Origin of the sequence: Actinoplanes sp. CA-142083, from assembly GCF_050942195.1 — a bacterium.
Classification (GTDB): Bacteria; Actinomycetota; Actinomycetes; order Mycobacteriales; family Micromonosporaceae; genus Actinoplanes.
Window position 1 is genome coordinate 3258330 of record NZ_CP192076.1, and the last position, 16257, is coordinate 3274586.

Below are 16257 nucleotides of genomic sequence, written 5' to 3' on the forward strand. Positions count from 1 at the left end.
GACGCGGGACGGGCTGGCTACCCGTCCCGGATCTCGTCCGTGCCGGCGCGTTCACCGTTGCAGTACGGGCTCCCGGTCGTCGGCGAGCGAGTGCCGCCCTGTCGGCGGCCTATCCGCCGCTGGCCGGGACAGTCGGCTGGGCCACCAGATCCGGCGGCCGATCAGCAGGGTGAGGGCGGGCACCAGGACCGACCGCACCAGCAGGGCGTCGAGCAGCACACCGAAGGCGACCAGGAACCCGAGCTCAACCAGCATTACCAGCGGAAGTGAGACGAGGACCGCGAACGTGGCCGCCAGGACCAGGCCGGCCGAGGTGATGACGCCGCCGGTGGCGGAGAGAGCTTTGAGGATGCCGTCTCTGGTGCCAAGGCGCACGGTCTCCTCCCGGGCCCGGTGGGTCAGGAAGATGTTGTAGTCGACGCCGAGTGCCACCAGGAACATGAAGGCCAGCAGAGGCACCGAGTAGTCGATGCCCTTGAACCCGAGGATCGTGTCGAAGATGAACACGCTGCCGCCGAAGGCTGCGGCGAAGGAGACGATCACGGTGGCCATCAGCACCAGCGGGGCCACCATGGCGCGCAGCAGCAGCCCGAGGATGATCAGGACGACGGCGAGTACCAGCGGGATCACCACCTTCTGGTCGCGCCTGGTGGTCACGTCAGTGTCGAGGTGCTCCGCGCTCGGCCCGCCAACGATCGCTTCCGCCCCGTTCACCGTGTGCACGGCGGTGCGCACCCGCCTGATCGTGTCGTACTCCGCGGTGGTGTCCGGCGCGTCCTTCGGGAACACGGAGATGTCGACCCAGCCCCCCTTTGTCTCACCCGTTTCGACCTGTGCCACGCCGGGGGTGTGCATGACTACGTCGAGAACCTGCTTCTGGTACGCCGCACGAGTGAAGACCGTCATCGGCTGGCCCCCGAGCTCCGGGAAGTGCTCGCGCAGAACGGTGAAGCCGGTGACCGATTCCGGCGTGGACAGGAACTGGTCCTGCTCCCGCAGGATGCTGGTGTTGCCCATCAGCCCGACGGCGAGCACGCCGAGGACTCCCAGCGAAGCGAGCGTCGCCACCCACCGGCGGCGGCTGATGGCGGCGCCGAGGCGTCCCCACAGCCCTGGCTTCTGCCGCATGGCCGTGCCGAACCGTGGGATGGCTGGCCAGAAGATCCGCCGGCCGAGCACCACGAGCACCGCCGGGAACAGAGTCAGCATGGCCACCAGGGCGCACAGGATGCCGGCCGCACCGATCGGGCCCAGCCCGCGGGTTTCGTTCAGGTCCGCGGCGAGTAGGCAGAGCAGGCCGGCGATGACAGTGGCCGCAGATGCGACGATGGCCGGTGCCGCGCCGCGAAGCGCGTGCAGCATCGCGACTCGGACGTTTTCGTGCTGGTGCAGTGCCTCCCGATATCGGGCGATGAGCAACAGCGCGTAGTCCGTGCCGACGCCGAACACCAGAATCGTCAGCAGTGCCGAGTTCTGGCTGTTGATCACGAGGCCGAAGCCCTTGACGAGCAGGTAGACGGTCGCCATCGAGGTCAGCGCGGCCACACCCACCGCCACCAACGGGATGAACCACAACACCGGGCTGCGGTAGGTGAGGATGAGCAGGATGGTGACGACGATGACGGTGGTGAGGAAGACCTGCACGTCGATGCCGTCGAAGACAGCGTCCATATCGGCGTCGATCCCTGCCGGGCCGGTCACGTCGAGGTCCAGGCCGGCGGGGCGGTCCTTCGCGGTGTCACGCATCGGGCCGATGAGGACCGCCGGTTCGCCGTAGCTCGTGCTCACGTTGAGGGTGAACATTGTCGCCTTGCCGTCGTTGGAGATTTGCGTCGGCGGGCCCTCGTCGTTCTCGCCGGCCGGCGGCGTCACCTTCGGCGGGTACCGCGTGGCCAAGGTGTTGTAATGACGCTCGACCGCCGCACGGTCGTCGGCGGTGACACCGCCGGCCCGGTGGTACACGAAGATGAACGTGTTTTCCTCACCACCGGGAAGCTTGTCCTCCAGCGCCGCCACCTTGGTGGAGTCGGCACTGGCGGGCAGGGCGTCCACGGCCCTGTCTTTGGTCACCGAGCTCAGCTTCCCGCTCAGCGGCACCATGACCGCCGCCAGCGCCACCCACAAGCCGATCACCAGCCACGGCACCCACCGGCTCGCCAACCGGCCCGGCGGCGTTTCCTTGGTCGGGGCTACGTTGACTGCCATCTTTCCTCCTACGCCAGCGTTACATCGCTTGTCCGACGCCGACTTCGTACCGAGTGAATCTGAGACGATCATTAATGTGCTGATCAGACCGGTTGACAGCCGTTGGGTCGGATGAGAAAGACGTCGACCGGTCCGTGCGGGCGGTGACGGTGTTGACCCGTGCGGTCCACGCGGGTGCAGCCGCGTGGTCGACGAGGCTCAGCAGGAGCGCGCGCACCTTCCGCAGCAGGTCCGCCGACCGGGTAGCCGCAGTCACGACGTCCGGGTCGGACAGCATCAGGGCGATGTAGTCCCGAGTGGGCCGCAGCAGGCGCGCCGCGACTGTGTGTCGTTGGCGTCCAGGCGCAGCCGGCACTGACGTCCACGGCCAGGACCAGCCGCCCGCGCGCCGCGGTAGCGGCAGCCCACCGCATCGGTGAGCTCGAACAGCCATCTGGGCCGATCACCGCGCATCATCGCAGCTCACCGGTCCGCAGAGCGAGAACGCAACGGCCCGTACTCGCGCGGTCGGGCAGGTGTAGAAGTCCAACACGCGGACGCATGCGCCGGGGCGCCCGGCTCGGACGACCGACCTGAGCATTTCTAACGTTCGTCTCAGATTCACTAGGTACGAATTCGGCGTCAGACAGGCGAGGTGATCCGTCGGCAGGAAGCTGGTGATGACAGTGGATGCAGCGCCGTCAGGAAAAGCGCCGCCCGGTCTATCCAGATTCGGAACGTCCACCGTGGCTCTGGCGACGGCGTACCCGGTCGCCGCCTGTGGGCGTCGCACCCCCACAACAATGCGGGGCACGCCCAGCCGGCCCGCACAGCACGCACGCGGGCGGGCTGTTCCCGGACTCCGGGCAGGACGCGGAAACCCCTGGTCCCGGCCGGCACCGCTTCAGCGGGATCAGGCGCCGAGGTCGTCGTGGGGGCACGGCTCGGGTGGAGACCTGGGCGACGAAGGCTCGATCTGACGCATCTCGCAGACGGATGCCGTACGGACACCGCACCACACAAACACCGGAAGAGAGACTGACATGAACTCCATGGGACGCCGTAGCTTCCTGGCCGCAGCCACGGCACTCGGTATCGGCGCCGGCGTGTCCACGCATGCCATCGCCTCGGCAGTGAGCGACGACAAGACTCCGAAAAAGGCTCCGGACCAGAACGCGGACAGTACCGCGGACATCTACCAGCGAGACCGGGACCTGCCCTTCATCGGCGCGGAGGAGACATTTTCAACTCCTGAGTTGTTGAAGCTGAACTCCATCAATGCGGATCATATCGCGTTCCTTACGGAGATTGGTCTTGCGGATCTAGGACAACGCCGCATCGACGACATGGACACGGGGGGACTCAACGTTCAAATCCTCTCTGCCCATACACCGTCCGTACAAAATGTCCCTGGGAAGAAGGGCATCGACTTTGCCTATCGTCTCAACCGGCTACTTGCAGAAAGGCCGATCGCCAAATATCCGGGCCGCTTCAAGGCTTTCGCCACCCTGCCCTTGCAGAGCCCGGAGGCGGCGGCGGACGAACTGGAACGCTCGGTTAAGGAAGACGGCTTCTTGGGCGCGCTGACCAACGGACACATCACGAAGAAGTATCTCGATCATCCCGATTTCGAGCCGGTGTTGGCACGTGCCGTTGCTCTCGATGTGCCGATCTACCTGCACCCCGGCTATCCAGCTGACGAGATCTTCAAGATCCTTTACGACACCACGCGGCCTCAGTACACGAAGGAGTTCCAACCCTACATTTTCAGTGGATCCGGATATGGCTGGCACCAGGAGGTGCTGACCCAGTGCATTCGGATGATCACGTACGGGGTCTTCGACAGATTCCCCAAACTGAAGATCATCATCGGCCACATGGGCGAAGGTCTTCCCTTCTACTACGAGCGGATCGTCAATGACATGGGCGAGCCGACCGAAAGCTCACTCAAGAAGCCCTTCGCACAATACTTCCAGGACAACTTCTGGATCACCACCAGCGCATTCCCCCAGACCCATCTGCTCACTCTCCTGCTGAAGCACATAAGCGTGGATCGAGTGATGTTCGCAACCGACTATCCGTTCGCGGACATAAAGGAGCAGACGGACTGGTTCCGCGGAGTCGATCTGCCACGCGAAGACAAGGAAAAGATCGCGTTCCGAAACGCGGAGAAACTGTTCAAAATGAAAGTAGCCGTGAAGTGACGCGCCGGCATCGGCAGCAGTAGTGACTCTCCTGAGATCCTCAGCGCGCCGACCCGCTCGGTCATCGACAGCGTGGTTCACGAGGGCCCGCTGCGGATCCCTGGCAGACCCTCGCCCCGCCCACGTCTCCCCGACAATCACCACGCCATCGCCTGGTCACGCCTGGACGCCGTCGGTGGCGAGCACAGCATTGCCACCGACGGCGAAAAGCGAACCCGGTGCTGCTGCGGTACCAAGCCTTCCCGCCGGTGCGCGAGGGCTCGAGCCGGTGTTGCCGATGATGACCGAGGCAGGCCGGGAACTGGCCACAAGGCCCTCGGCGTGCCATCGATCGATGGCAGTGTTGCCCGTGTCGGTGCGATACCTCCGTGCGGGCCGACTCCGACGAGCACGAGTTTGAGTTCCCCCCGTTTTCACGGAGCGGTGATTACCTGCTTCCGGTCGGGGCAGGGGTGAGGTTATCGGGCTCTGCCTGGACGTGCCAGACGGTCTCGTATTCGTCCGGGCTGAGGTAGCCGAGTTCCTTCTGGATGCGGCGGGTGTTGTACCAGCCGTCGATGTAGGTGAAGATCGCGTTCTCGGCCTCGTCGCGGGTCCGCCAGCTGGTTCGGTAGACAAGTTCGATCTTCAGCGTCGCCCAGAAGTTCTCCATCAGCGCGTTGTCGAACGAGTCGCCGACTGATCCCATCGACGGCCGGATCCCGTTGTCCCGCAAGCGTTGCGAGAAGCGGAAGCTCGTGTAGTTCGAGCCGCGGTCCGAGTGGTGGATCAACTGGCCGTCGCGGACGTCGCGGGAGAAGATGCCCTACTCGAGCGCGGCCAGGATCAGATCGGTGTCGCACCGGTCGGAGATCTTCCAGCCGACGATCCGGCGGGAGAACACGTCGCGGACGGCGGCCAGCCAGAACACACCCTCGCCGCACGGGATCCGGGTGGCGTCGGCTACCCAGAGCCGGTTCGGCCGGTTCGCGGTGAAGTTGCGGTTGACCAGATCCGGCGCCGGCGTATGCGCGGGGTTCTGCCGGGTCGAGCCGCCGCGCCAGCCACGCCGCAGGAACGCCCCGTGCCAGCCCTGACCGGCCATCAGCCGCTCGATGCGTTTACGGCCGACCCGGATGCCGTCGCGGCGCAGTTGCCGGTGGACGCGGTCGGCGCCATAGGTGAACTCAGAAGCTTCCCAGACCTCGTAGATGTTGGAGATCAGGCCGAGGTCGACCAGGTCCCGGTCACAGGGCTGTTCGGCCTGCTTCACCCACTGGTAGTAGGTCGACTCGGCGATGTTCAGGACCCGTAGCAGGAGCGCGACCGCGAAGCGGTCACGGTGTTCGTCGATGAACCTCATGACCGTCGCCGGGTCGGGCCGAGCTCCGACGCGAAATAACTGGACGCCGCGCGCAGAATCTCGTTGACCCGGCGCAGCTCAGCGACCTCTTCCCGCAGCCGCCGGTTCTCCTCGGCCATCTCGCTGGTGGGCCGGTCATGACGCTCGCCCGCGTCGGCCTCGGCCTGCCGGATCCAGTTGCGCAACGCCTCGTGATGCACGTTCAACTGCTCCGCCAGCCGCCGGATCGTCGGCTTCGGGTCCGACTCGCGATACAAGCGCACGGCACGCGCCCGTAGCTCGTCGGGGTACTTCTTCGGTGCGGCCACAGGACTTCCTCCCCATGATCAGTCGATCATGCTTGAGAAGCTCCGCCAAACCGGGGGGAACTCAAGTTCGCCGGCCCGGGTGCTCGACCCGGTCACGACAGCGCGGAGCGACGTCGAACGGTGTCCGAAGCCAAGGACACAACCCTCTGGAGGAACCATGCCGAATAGCAGTGTCGGAGAGAGACTCAAACCCCCACGTCTCTGAGCTCGACAAACACGAGAACAAAGTCGGGACACCCACAAAGAACGCGCAGGTCAAGCCATGATCAACTGTGTCCGGAGGGGGACTTGAACCCCCACGCCCGATAAAGGGCACTAGCACCTCAAGCTAGCGCGTCTGCCATTCCGCCACCCGGACCTGCACTACAAACCCTACCCAGCGCCGCACCCCGATTTTGCACCGGGGATCGGCGTCCCGGCGGGCCGCACAGGAGAGAACTTTACACGGCCCTCGGCGGGGGCTCCACGAGGGGTGGGGTGTGGGACATTCCGGTGCATATGGGCGCTCGGAAGGGCCCGGCCTGGCGTGAAAGGCGCGTACCGGGCAGCATGACTCGCGTGTCGCAGCCATCCCCCCTTGCGCCGGCTCGGCAGCAAGCTCAATCGCTGGCCGAGTCCGGCGATCTTGTGGGTGCCATAGCTCTGCTGGAGCGGGCTGTCGCGCTGGGGAAGGTCAACCTGGCTGAGGGGGATCCGGACGTCCTGCGTACTGCGCTGCAGTTGGGGCAGACGCTGCAGAAGGACGACGATCCGATGGCGGCGCGGCGGGTGCTGGAGGAAGCCTACGGGGCGGGGCTGTTCCGGCTGGGGGACTCCGATGCGCTGATGCTGGAGATCTCGCACGAGATCGGCGTGGTGGCCGAGGAGCTGGGCAACAAGCACGAGGCGCGCAAGGCCTTCAGCAGGGTCGCCGAGTGGGGGCCCGCCACGCTGGGTGGGGGGCATCCGGCGGTCGCGCGGGCGCGGGCTTATCTGGGGCAAGGACAAGACGCTCCCGTACGGCCGGAGCACGCGCCCCAACCGCAATCGGCTCCGCCCACGAGCTCGCTCCCGGCACCTCAGGCGAGCGCCCCGTCAGCGCCTCAGACGAGCGCCCCGCCAGCGCAGCCGACATATCAGCCGAGCACCCCGCCGACGTATCAGCCCAGCGCCCGCCCGACGCCTCAGCCAAGTGCCTCGCCGGCGCCCCAAACGAGCGCCCCGCCGGCACCTTGGCCGAGCACCCCACCAGCGCAGCCGACGTATCAGCCCAGCGCCCCACCAGCTCACCGGCCCTCGGATCGCCAGGCAGACGAGGAGCCGACGACGGCTTTCGCGGCGATCGAGGAGCCCACCACCACGCTCCCGCCGATCACCCAGCCTCCAACCCCAGCCATCCAGCACCCGTGGCAAGCCCCCCAGCAACAGCAAATGCCGCAACCCCAGCAACAGATGCCACAACCTCAACCGGCTTATCCACAGCCCCAATTCCCCCAGCAAACCTGGCACGAACAACCCCCGGCCTGGGCCCCACCCCACCCCCAGCGAGCTTTCCCGAATCAGGCGCCTGCTCACCCGTACGATCAGAAAGCGAAGCGTGGCCTAGGCATCTTCGCGGCCATAGCCGCGGTCCTGGCCGCAGTGATCGCCGTGGCCGCGCTTGTTTTCGTCCTTGCCAACCGGTCGGGTGACAAAAACGACTCGGATGTGCCAACTCTGGGTGGTAAACCGCCGACCGATGTGGCCATCAACGACGAGGGTACGAGCATCAAGGTGACCTGGCAGGACCCGGCCAACGGGAGTGTCTCGTTCCTGGTCGCGATGGCGCAGCCGGGGCAGCAACTGAAGCCCGTGGGCACGCTGGGACCTGGGCAGACGTCGTACGAGATCAATGCCTTGAGCCCCACGTTGAACTACTGCTTCGCGGTGGTCGCGGTGTATCGCGACAACAAGTTCGCCACCTCGCAGCAGTCGTGCACGGATCGGCCTAACGCCCCGAAGTAGTGGATCACGCTCCGCGACCGGAGTTGTCCACAACCGTGACTTCCGGGTATCGGCACTCATCCACCTCCCCCTATGATGGCCTGCGTCCTTGCGGAGGGGGTCCGTCAAAGGAGGAGGATTGCCGTAGTGACCAGCGCAGATGGCGCCAGTACGGAGGGTGTGCGGGTGACCGCGCAGCGACGTCGGTGGCGCAGTCGCGGCTATCTCGTCACGATGGGGACCGTCGTCGCGCTCGCGGGTGGGCTTGGCCTCACCGTGCTCGGGCTGGGCTCGGCCGATCAGGCGGTGGCCAGTTTCGACGCCGCGTCGTGGGTGTTCAGCCGGTCCAAGTCGGAGGTCGCGCGGATCAACGGTGTGACCGCCAAGGTGGACACCCGGGTCAATGTGCCGGACGCGCGCGGGCATCAGCTGGAGATCTCGCAGACCGACCGGTTCGTGATCCTCCGCGACGTGCAGACCGGGCGCATCGGCTCGATGGACCTTACGACCCTGCACCAGTTCTGGGTGGACTCCGGCAATCCGGGCTTCGGCGTGCGCGTCGCCCTCGACGACGACTCGGCCTTCGTGGTCGACACCGTTCAGGGCAAGGTGCAGCAGATCGACCCGCAGACGCTGGCCCCGATCGGCGCGGAGATGCGCTTCCCGCCGGGCATCACGGGCGGCGTCTTCGACGGCAAGGGCCGGCTGTGGATCGCGGCGCCGAGCGAGGGCACCATCACCGCGGTCGCCCCGGCCGCGTCGGCGTCAAAATCCCCAAGTCAAGGGCCTCATATCGTACGGACGGAAGCGGTCGCCGCGGCCAGCCACGACCTCGCGCTCTCCACGCTGGACGACGGCGTCGCGGTGCTCGACCGCACCACCAACGCGCTGGCCACAGTCCACGGTGACGCCAAGCCGGCCACCGTGACGCTGCCGCTGGCCGGGCTGGGTTCGCTGGCCTCGCACACCGACGGCCGGTCCGTGCCGGTGACCGTGACCGATTCGCGGCACGTCTACGTGGTCGGCGACCAGGGCATGCGGGCCGACTTCGCGGTGCCCGGCACCGGCGCCGAGCTGCAGCCGGCCGTGGCCTGGCAGGGCTACTTCTACGTGGCCGACGACGCCGGCACCGTGCACGTCTTCGACTCGGCCGGCAAGGCGCAGAAGGACATCTCCTTCGACCGGCCGGGCGGCAAGCTCGAGCTCGAGGTCCGCGAGGGCTACCTGTTCATCAACGCTCCGAACTCGTCGGTGGCCCAGGTGGTCGACGACGCGCACAAGGTGCGGGTGGTGGACAAGTACGCCGACGACGTGCTCGGCGGCGACCCACCCAAGACCCCGCCGGCCGTGACGCCGCCCCCGCCGAAGCCCAGGAAGCCGGTCGCCTCGAAGCCGGGCGCGCCGCGTAACGTGCGGGCCGCCGCCGGCAACGCCGAGGCCCGGGTGACCTGGCAGGCAGCGCCGGAGAACGGCGCGGCCATCACCCGGTACGTGGTGGAGGGCGCGGGCAAGACGTTCCAGGTCGGCGCCGACCAGCGGTCGCTGACCGTGACCGCGCTGACCAACGGCGAGACCTACCAGTTCGCCGTGCACGCGGTGAACAAGAAGGGCGACGGCCCGACCCGTACGAGCAACAGCGTGAAGCCGACGGCCGAGGTTCCGGACGCGCCGACCGCGGTCACCGCCGAAGCCAAGCCGGACGGGACGGTGGCGGTGAGCTGGCCGGCGGCCAACGGGCAGGGGCTGGCGATCAAGCGGTACACGGTCACGGCCATCTCCGAGGGCGGCAGCGCCCCGATCGGCGACGCGACCGAGACGTCGCTGACGATTCCGGCGGGCCAGCTCGAGTACGGCAAGCAGTACGCGTTCACGGTCGTGGCGGTCAACGAGCGCGGCGCCGGTTCGAAGGCGTCGCCGCCCAGCGGCAGCGTCGTGCCGTTCACGCTGCCCGCCCGCCCGGAAAACGTCCAGGCCGCCACTTTGGGCGACGAGGCCGGCGCGGTCGGGGTCACCTGGCAGGCCCCGGCCGACAACGGGCGCCCGATCAGCAAGTACGTCGTGTCCGCCGGCGGCAAGACCGTCGAACTCACCGACGGCAGCACCGCAGCGACGCTCACCGGCTTCGACAATGGGCAGACCGTCGCCGTCGAGGTCCGCGCGGTCAACGAGGCCGGCCCGGGCGAGGCGGGCACTGCCACGGCCAAGACCCTGTCCACGCCGAAGGCCACGATCACCGGGGTGAACCCGACCGCGGTCGCCGCGACGGTCTCGTTCACCGTGGACGCGGGCGGCGGCACGGCGACCTGCTCGGTGAGCGCGTCCGGCGCGGGCTCGGCGTCCGGCAGCTGCAGCTCGCTGACCGTGAGCAAGCTGACCGCCGGGACGGATTACACGTTCACGGTGACGGCCAAGAACAAAGCCGGCAGCGTGACGACGACGGCCAAGGCCACGACCGACAACCTCGCCGGCACGGCCACCTGCAACAACGGCCAGGACGGCGACACCGCGACCTACTGCGACAAGGACGTCAGTGGCCGCAACGGCAACGAGATCTTCAGCACCACCCAGCAGGACAACGACAAGCAGGTCGGCTGGGCCAAACCGGGCACCAAGCTGACGGCGTATTGCAAGAAGTCCGGCGAAGTGGTGTACGCCTACATCTACAACAACGAGAAGCGCAGCACCTGGTGGGTCCAGGTCAACTATTCCGGCAAGAACTACATCCCGTGGGCGTGGCTCAACCTCGACGGCGGGGACGACATCAACGACCTGAAGACCTGCTGAGGACCGACCCACGTGCACACCGAACCTCTACCGCCGCAGCACATCGAGGGCTTCGCCCGGGTCGCCGCGGCACTGGCCGACCGGATCGGCGCGGTGGTGCTCGGCAAGCCCGAAGTCGTGCGGCTGGCCGTCACCGCGCTGTTCGCGCAGGGGCACGTCCTGCTCGAGGACGTGCCCGGCGTGGGCAAGACGACGCTGGCCCGGGCGCTCGCCGCGTCCATCCAGGGCCAGTGGCGCCGCATCCAGTTCACGCCCGACCTGCTGCCCTCCGACGTGTCCGGCGTGACGATCTTCAACCAGGCGAGCCGCGGCTTCGAGTTCCACCCCGGCCCGGTCTTCGCCAACATCGTGATCGCCGACGAGATCAACCGGGCCTCGCCGAAAACCCAGTCGGCGTTGCTCGAGGTGATGGAGGAGCGGCGGGTGACGGTGGACGGCGTGCCGCACCCGGTGCCACAGCCGTTCCTGGTCGTGGCCACGCAAAACCCGGTCGAGATGGACGGCACGTACCGCCTGCCCGAGGCACAACTCGACCGCTTCCTGGTGAAGCTGTCGGTCGGCTACCCCAGCGAGGAGGTCGAGATAGAGGTCCTGCGCGGCGCCGCGATGCGCTCGCCCGACGCCCTCGAGCCGATCACCGACACGGCGATGATCGGCGAGATGGTCCGGATGGCGATGCACGTCCACATCGCCGACCCCCTGTACGGCTACGCGGTGCGCCTCGCCGCCGCAACCCGCAACCACCCGCAGGTACGGGTCGGGGTGAGCCCGCGCGGGGTGATCGCGCTGACCCGGGCGGCGTGCGCCTACGCGCTGATCCAGGGCCGCGGGTACGTCCTGCCCGAGGACATGAAGGAGCTGCTCGGCCCGGTCTTCGCCCACCGGATCCTGTTGTCGGCCGACGCACAGCTGCGCGGCGTGACAGCAGCCGAGGTACTCGACGACGCGGTCCGCTCCGTGCCGGTCCCGCTCCCCGACAGCAACCGCGTCACGGCCGGGGCGTGACCGGCCCCAACGGCGCCCCCGCCGAGCCGCCTCCCGCCTCGCAACCGGGTGCGCCGTTGGCCTCGCGGCCGGGCGCGCCTACCGCCGAGCCGCCGCTGCCGGTCGGCAGCGCTCCGCCGACCGGCAGCGGCCCGGCGCGCTTTCGGGTGAGACTTGGTGGCGTTACCGGGCGGGGGATCGGTCTTTTGCTCGGCGGAGCGGTCCTGCTCTTCGGCGGGTTCCGCTACGGGTATCCCGACCTCGCGCTCTTGGGCGCCGTCGCGCTTGTGGCACTCATCTGCGGGGTCGTTTTCGCGCTGTGGCGGCCACGGCTCGGCGTCGAGCGGGCGGCCGACCCCGACCGCGTGGCCCGGGGCGAGCCGGCCCGGATGACGCTGACCGTGAGCAACACCAGCCGCGTCCGAGGCGCCAACCTCATCGCCGCCGATCGGTGCGGCCCCACGACCGTGCCGGTTCCGCTGTTGCGCCTGCGTCCCGGACATGACACCACCGTGGACTACCCGGTACCGACGAGCCGGCGCGGTGTGGTGCCTATCGGTCCGCTGAAAGTCACCCGCGGCGACCCGCTCGGGCTGATCACGCTGGCCCGCACCTACGGCGGCACCGCGTCCGTCTGGGTCCACCCGCGCATCCATCTGCTCCGAGCGGTCCCAGCCGGCATCTCGCGCAGCCTCGACGGGCGGATCGACAAAGTCCCGCACGGCACCATCACCTTCGACTCGCTGCGCGAATACGTGGTCGGCGACGAACTCCGGCGGGTCCACTGGCGCAGCTCCGCCAAGGTCGGCGAGCTCATGGTCCGCGAACAGCTCGACACCTCCGAGCCCACGATCGTGGTCCTGCTCGACGACCGGGCCGTGGCCCACCCCGAGCTGCGCGACGGCGTAGCCGACTCCTTCGAGGCGGCGTGCGAAGCGGCGGCCTCGATCGTCGCGGCCGCCGTGCGCGAAGACCTGCCCGTCTCGCTGCACCTGGTCACCTCGACGGCGACCGGCCCGTTCCTGGACGTGCTCACCGAGGCCACCCTGGCCGACGGCGAACTCGCGGCCACCTTGCGGCGCCTGCGCGCTCAGCGCTTGGGCGACACCCTCGTCTTCCTCACCGGCCCCGGCGGGCGGCAGGACCTCGGCGCGGTCAGCGGGTTGCGAGGGCCTTATCCGGTAGTGCTCGCGGGCCTGTTCGGCGACCGGGACGCGGCGCCGGTCTCCAGCGGCGACGGCCTGATCGTCATCGAGGCCGAGAACGGCCCGGAGTTCGCGGCAGCCTGGGACGGGGTGCGCGGATGGTGACGAGCGGCGGCGCGCGCCGGGCCGCCTGGGTGCGTGCGCTCGTGGTCGCCTCCGCGCTGGCGGGAATGATCGCGCTGGCCGGTTTCGTGCTCGGGCGGATCTACGCGGACTCGCTGCTCGTCCTGCTCGTCGCCGGCGCCGCGCTCGGGTCGGTGGGGCTCGGCGTGGGCGCGCGCCGGCTGCCCAACTGGGCGGTGGCCCCGATTTCGGCGGTGCTGCTGGCCGCGTACACCATCGTGGTCTTGAAATGGGCCGCAGGCCGCGCCGAGATGACCGGGCCCCTGGCCAAGATCGCCCGTGACTCGCTCGCGAACGGGATCCCTCGGCTGCTCACGGCCATGATCCCGGTCGAGCCCACGCCGGACACCGTTGTCGTGCCGGTCATCGCGGCGTGGCTGGCCGGCCTCGCTGCCACCGAGGTGGCGGTGCGCGCGGGGCGGGTGCTGCTCGGGCTGGTGCCAGTGACGGCGCTCTATGCGGGCGCACTCTATGTGGTCGGGCCGAACGCCTCGGCCGCCGGGTGGGCGACGCTCGGTTTCGCGGGACTGGCGATCGTCGCGATGGCGACCAGCAACCGGCCGGCGCAGGTCGAGGGGCCGTCCAAGGTGCGGGGGAGCGCGGCAGCAGCTGGGCTCGTGGCGGTGCTGGCTTTCGCGGCGGCGATCGGGCCCTGGGTCGGCGGCCAGGTCTCGGCGACGCCGGTTGATCCGCGCCGCTACGTGCAGCCGCCTCAGGTGGACAGTCTCGACGAGAGCCCGCTCAACCGGATCTCGGGCTGGATGCTCGACCCCCGCCAGCGCCTTCTCGAAGTTTCGGCCAGCGACAAGAAGATCCGCCTGCGGCTGGCCGTGATGCCCGACTACGACGGCATCACGTGGCGCGTCGGAGCGACCTATCGCAATGCCGGGCGCGTGCTTCCGCAGCAGCCGCGCCTTGCGGACACGGCAATTCATACCGTACGCCAGCAGATTACGATCGACGGTCTCACCGGCCGACTCCTCCCCGTCGTGCCCACGCCCACCGAGATCACGGGTGCGAGGGTGGCCTTCGACTCGGGGACCGGAACCCTGATCCGCCCCGAGCAGTTGGCCACGGGACTACGGTACGACGTCGTCTCCGAGGAGCAGACCCCCGATCTCAACCTTCTGCCAACAGCAGATGTGCCGTCCGGCGGCGCCGTGGCGCGCTACCTTTCGGTCGGCGCCAATGTTCCCGACCAGCTTCAGCGCTTGTCCGACCAGCTGGCCGACGGCAACGGCGCCGCCTATGACCGCGCCGCCGCCATCGAGGACTTCCTAGCCGAGCACTACCGCAAGGTCGCCGACGCGCCGAGCGGCCACGCGTACCCGAATCTGACCTTCTTCCTGTTCGGCCCCCGCGACCAGGGCGGGCAGGTGGGGACGTCGGAGCAGTTCGCGGCTTCCTTCGCCGTGCTCGCGCGCCTGACCGGCCTGCCCAGCCGCGTCGTGGTCGGCTTCGACGCGCCGGCCGCGGGCGGCACCGTGACCGGCGGGGATGCGATCGCCTGGCCCGAGGTGCTCTTCGACGGCCTGGGCTGGGTCCCCTTCGACCCGATGCCGAAGAGCAAGAATCCCCGCCCGGTCGAGGAAGACTTCACCCCGAAGCCCACCAAGCCCCCATCTCCGCCCTCCGAACCACCACCCACCGTTTCGCCCACTTCGTCGTCGGCGCCGCCGGCCGCGCCCGCTGCCGCTCCCGGTGGCGGCCCCGGCACGGTCGTGGTGGCCGGCGGCGCGTCCGGCTCGGTGCTGCTTCTGATGGGTGCCGCGGCGCTGACCCTGCTGACGATGCGGAGCTCGCTGCGCCGGCGTCGGCTCCTGGCCGGCACGCCCGACGACCGCATCGCCGGGGCGTGGGCGGAGCTGAGGGATGCCTTGCGCCTTGCGGGCCGCCCCATGCCGTCCCACCTTGCGGCGACAGAGGCGGCCGCGTACGCGGTTTCGCCCGCCCCACCACGACGGAGCCGCTTGCGCCGAGCCACGCCTTCGTCGGCACCCACCTCGTCGCCCGCCTCTGCCTCTCCTTCTGCGACGCCCGCTTCTGCTGCGTCGCCCGCTTCTGCCGCGCCGCCCTCTCCTTCCGCGCCGCCGTTGCCTCCGCTCGACGCACTCGTTGCCGGCATCAACACCGTCGGCTTCGCGCCCGGCGCGGCCGACGACGGCCAGGCCTCGCGGGCCAGCCAACAGGCGGTCGACTACGCCACCGCGTTGCGCGCCCGCCGCTCCTGGTGGCGCCGAATCTGGTGGAGCATCCACCCCGGCCCGCTGCGCTGGCACCGCGATTAATTGCGTTGTCCTGCCGCCCGATGCTCCCTACCGTAGAGAACATCACCGATCACCCCGGTTCAGGAGATTCCCGATGATGTCGCAGAGTTCCGTCAGCAAGCAGATTCGGAAACGGTAGCGTCGGTCGTTCTCCTTGCCGCCGCTCCCGCATCCGGGGCCGGCGGCTTTTTCGTGTGCCGGCCACCGTGGGAGCTGATGTATCAGGCTGCATGGCCGGCTCTGACGCTCCCGCCGAGGAGGGCTGGCCGAGTCAGGTCTAAGGCGGCGGATTGCTAATCCGCAGCGGGGGCGCACGCCTTCGCCGGGGGTTCGAATCCCTCGCCCTCCGCGATGTCGCCGTAGCTCAGCAGGTTGGAGCGCCGCCCTGATAAGGCGGAGGCCGGTGGTTCGACCCCACCCGGCGACACGACAAAACTGAATGGAGACGCCAGCCGATGGGCGCCGGCCGCGGTCCCGAAAACCGTTGGGGTTAACCACCCGTGGGCGTTCGACTCGCCCCGTCTCCGCAACGCGCCGCTAGCTCAACTGGCAGAGCTGCTGACTCTTAATCAGTAGGTTCGGGGTTCGACTCCCCGGCGGCGCACTTCTACCGGGTACGACGAACAGTCGATTAGGACTCACGTCCTCTTGATTCTATGGAGGCGTCGGAAATCGATCGCTCCCAGCTCCAAGCTGAGCTTAGTCCTAAAGGAGGCAGGCTAGATCCTCGGCGGGCAGCATCGAGCAGCTCAGCGGCAAGCCGACCACTAGCGCCGTGTACATGGCACTATTCCAAGCAGTAGTGGCACCAAAATACTGGCTGATGCAGGCTTTGGCTTCCGGAGTGTCGGTGCCTTCCGCCGATGCAACGTCCTTCAGTCGACGCACGACGCC

10 protein-coding genes and 4 tRNA genes are annotated in these 16257 nt (G+C 68.5%); 9 read left to right on the forward strand and 5 right to left on the reverse strand.

Annotated elements, in window-relative coordinates:
* Window positions 1-51: 51 nt before the first annotated feature.
* On the reverse strand, window positions 52-2277 hold the full coding sequence (locus ACQPZX_RS14990; protein WP_433380266.1) for an MMPL family transporter: 2226 nt from the start codon (window positions 2275-2277) through the stop codon (window positions 52-54).
* A 950-nt stretch (window positions 2278-3227) separates the two neighbouring features.
* Here ACQPZX_RS14990 and ACQPZX_RS14995 point away from each other — a divergent pair.
* Window positions 3228-4388 carry an amidohydrolase family protein gene (locus ACQPZX_RS14995; RefSeq protein WP_433380268.1) on the forward strand — a complete coding sequence of 387 codons (1161 nt, stop codon included), beginning with the start codon at window positions 3228-3230 and terminating at the stop codon, window positions 4386-4388.
* Between the two features lie 427 nt (window positions 4389-4815).
* On the opposite strand, the gene ACQPZX_RS15000 is transcribed toward ACQPZX_RS14995, so the two are convergent.
* From ACQPZX_RS15000 to ACQPZX_RS15015, 4 genes are all read right to left on the reverse strand, one after another.
* A complete protein-coding gene (locus tag ACQPZX_RS15000) occupies window positions 4816-5160 on the reverse strand; it encodes a transposase (protein WP_433380271.1) in 345 nt (114 codons plus the stop codon).
* Window positions 5161-5193: 33 nt separating this feature from the next.
* Window positions 5194-5730, reverse strand: a complete 537-nt coding sequence (locus ACQPZX_RS15005; protein ID WP_433380274.1) for an IS3 family transposase — start codon at window positions 5728-5730, stop codon at window positions 5194-5196.
* Window positions 5727-6038 carry a transposase gene (locus ACQPZX_RS15010; RefSeq protein ID WP_262012285.1) on the reverse strand — a complete coding sequence of 104 codons (312 nt, stop codon included), beginning with the start codon at window positions 6036-6038 and terminating at the stop codon, window positions 5727-5729. The genes ACQPZX_RS15005 and ACQPZX_RS15010 overlap by 4 nt, the downstream gene beginning before the upstream one ends.
* 273 nt (window positions 6039-6311) lie before the next feature.
* Window positions 6312-6396: transfer RNA gene (locus ACQPZX_RS15015), tRNA-Leu, on the reverse strand.
* A 200-nt stretch (window positions 6397-6596) separates the two neighbouring features.
* On the opposite strand from ACQPZX_RS15015, the gene ACQPZX_RS15020 reads away from it, so the two are divergent.
* The 8 genes from ACQPZX_RS15020 (at window position 6597) to ACQPZX_RS15055 (ending at window position 15967) form a co-directional block, all read left to right on the forward strand.
* The gene (locus ACQPZX_RS15020) at window positions 6597-8021 is read left to right on the forward strand and encodes a fibronectin type III domain-containing protein (protein ID WP_433380278.1); all 1425 of its coding nucleotides are present in this window, start codon (window positions 6597-6599) and stop codon (window positions 8019-8021) included.
* Window positions 8022-8234: 213 nt separating this feature from the next.
* Window positions 8235-10784, forward strand: coding sequence for a fibronectin type III domain-containing protein (locus ACQPZX_RS15025; protein ID WP_433385248.1), 2550 nt, complete (start codon window positions 8235-8237; stop codon window positions 10782-10784).
* Between the two features lie 12 nt (window positions 10785-10796).
* On the forward strand, window positions 10797-11789 hold the full coding sequence (locus ACQPZX_RS15030) for an AAA family ATPase (protein WP_433380281.1): 993 nt from the start codon (window positions 10797-10799) through the stop codon (window positions 11787-11789).
* Window positions 11790-11974: 185 nt separating this feature from the next.
* On the forward strand, window positions 11975-13078 hold the full coding sequence (locus ACQPZX_RS15035; RefSeq protein WP_433380284.1) for a DUF58 domain-containing protein: 1104 nt from the start codon (window positions 11975-11977) through the stop codon (window positions 13076-13078).
* The gene (locus tag ACQPZX_RS15040) at window positions 13072-15384 is read left to right on the forward strand and encodes a DUF3488 and transglutaminase-like domain-containing protein (protein ID WP_433380287.1); all 2313 of its coding nucleotides are present in this window, start codon (window positions 13072-13074) and stop codon (window positions 15382-15384) included. The genes ACQPZX_RS15035 and ACQPZX_RS15040 overlap by 7 nt, the downstream gene beginning before the upstream one ends.
* Before the next feature lie 235 nt (window positions 15385-15619).
* Window positions 15620-15712 (forward strand) — tRNA-Ser (locus ACQPZX_RS15045).
* Between the two features lie 4 nt (window positions 15713-15716).
* Window positions 15717-15790, forward strand: a tRNA-Ile gene (locus tag ACQPZX_RS15050).
* A 104-nt stretch (window positions 15791-15894) separates the two neighbouring features.
* Window positions 15895-15967 (forward strand) — tRNA-Lys (locus ACQPZX_RS15055).
* Window positions 15968-16257 lie beyond the last annotated feature (290 nt).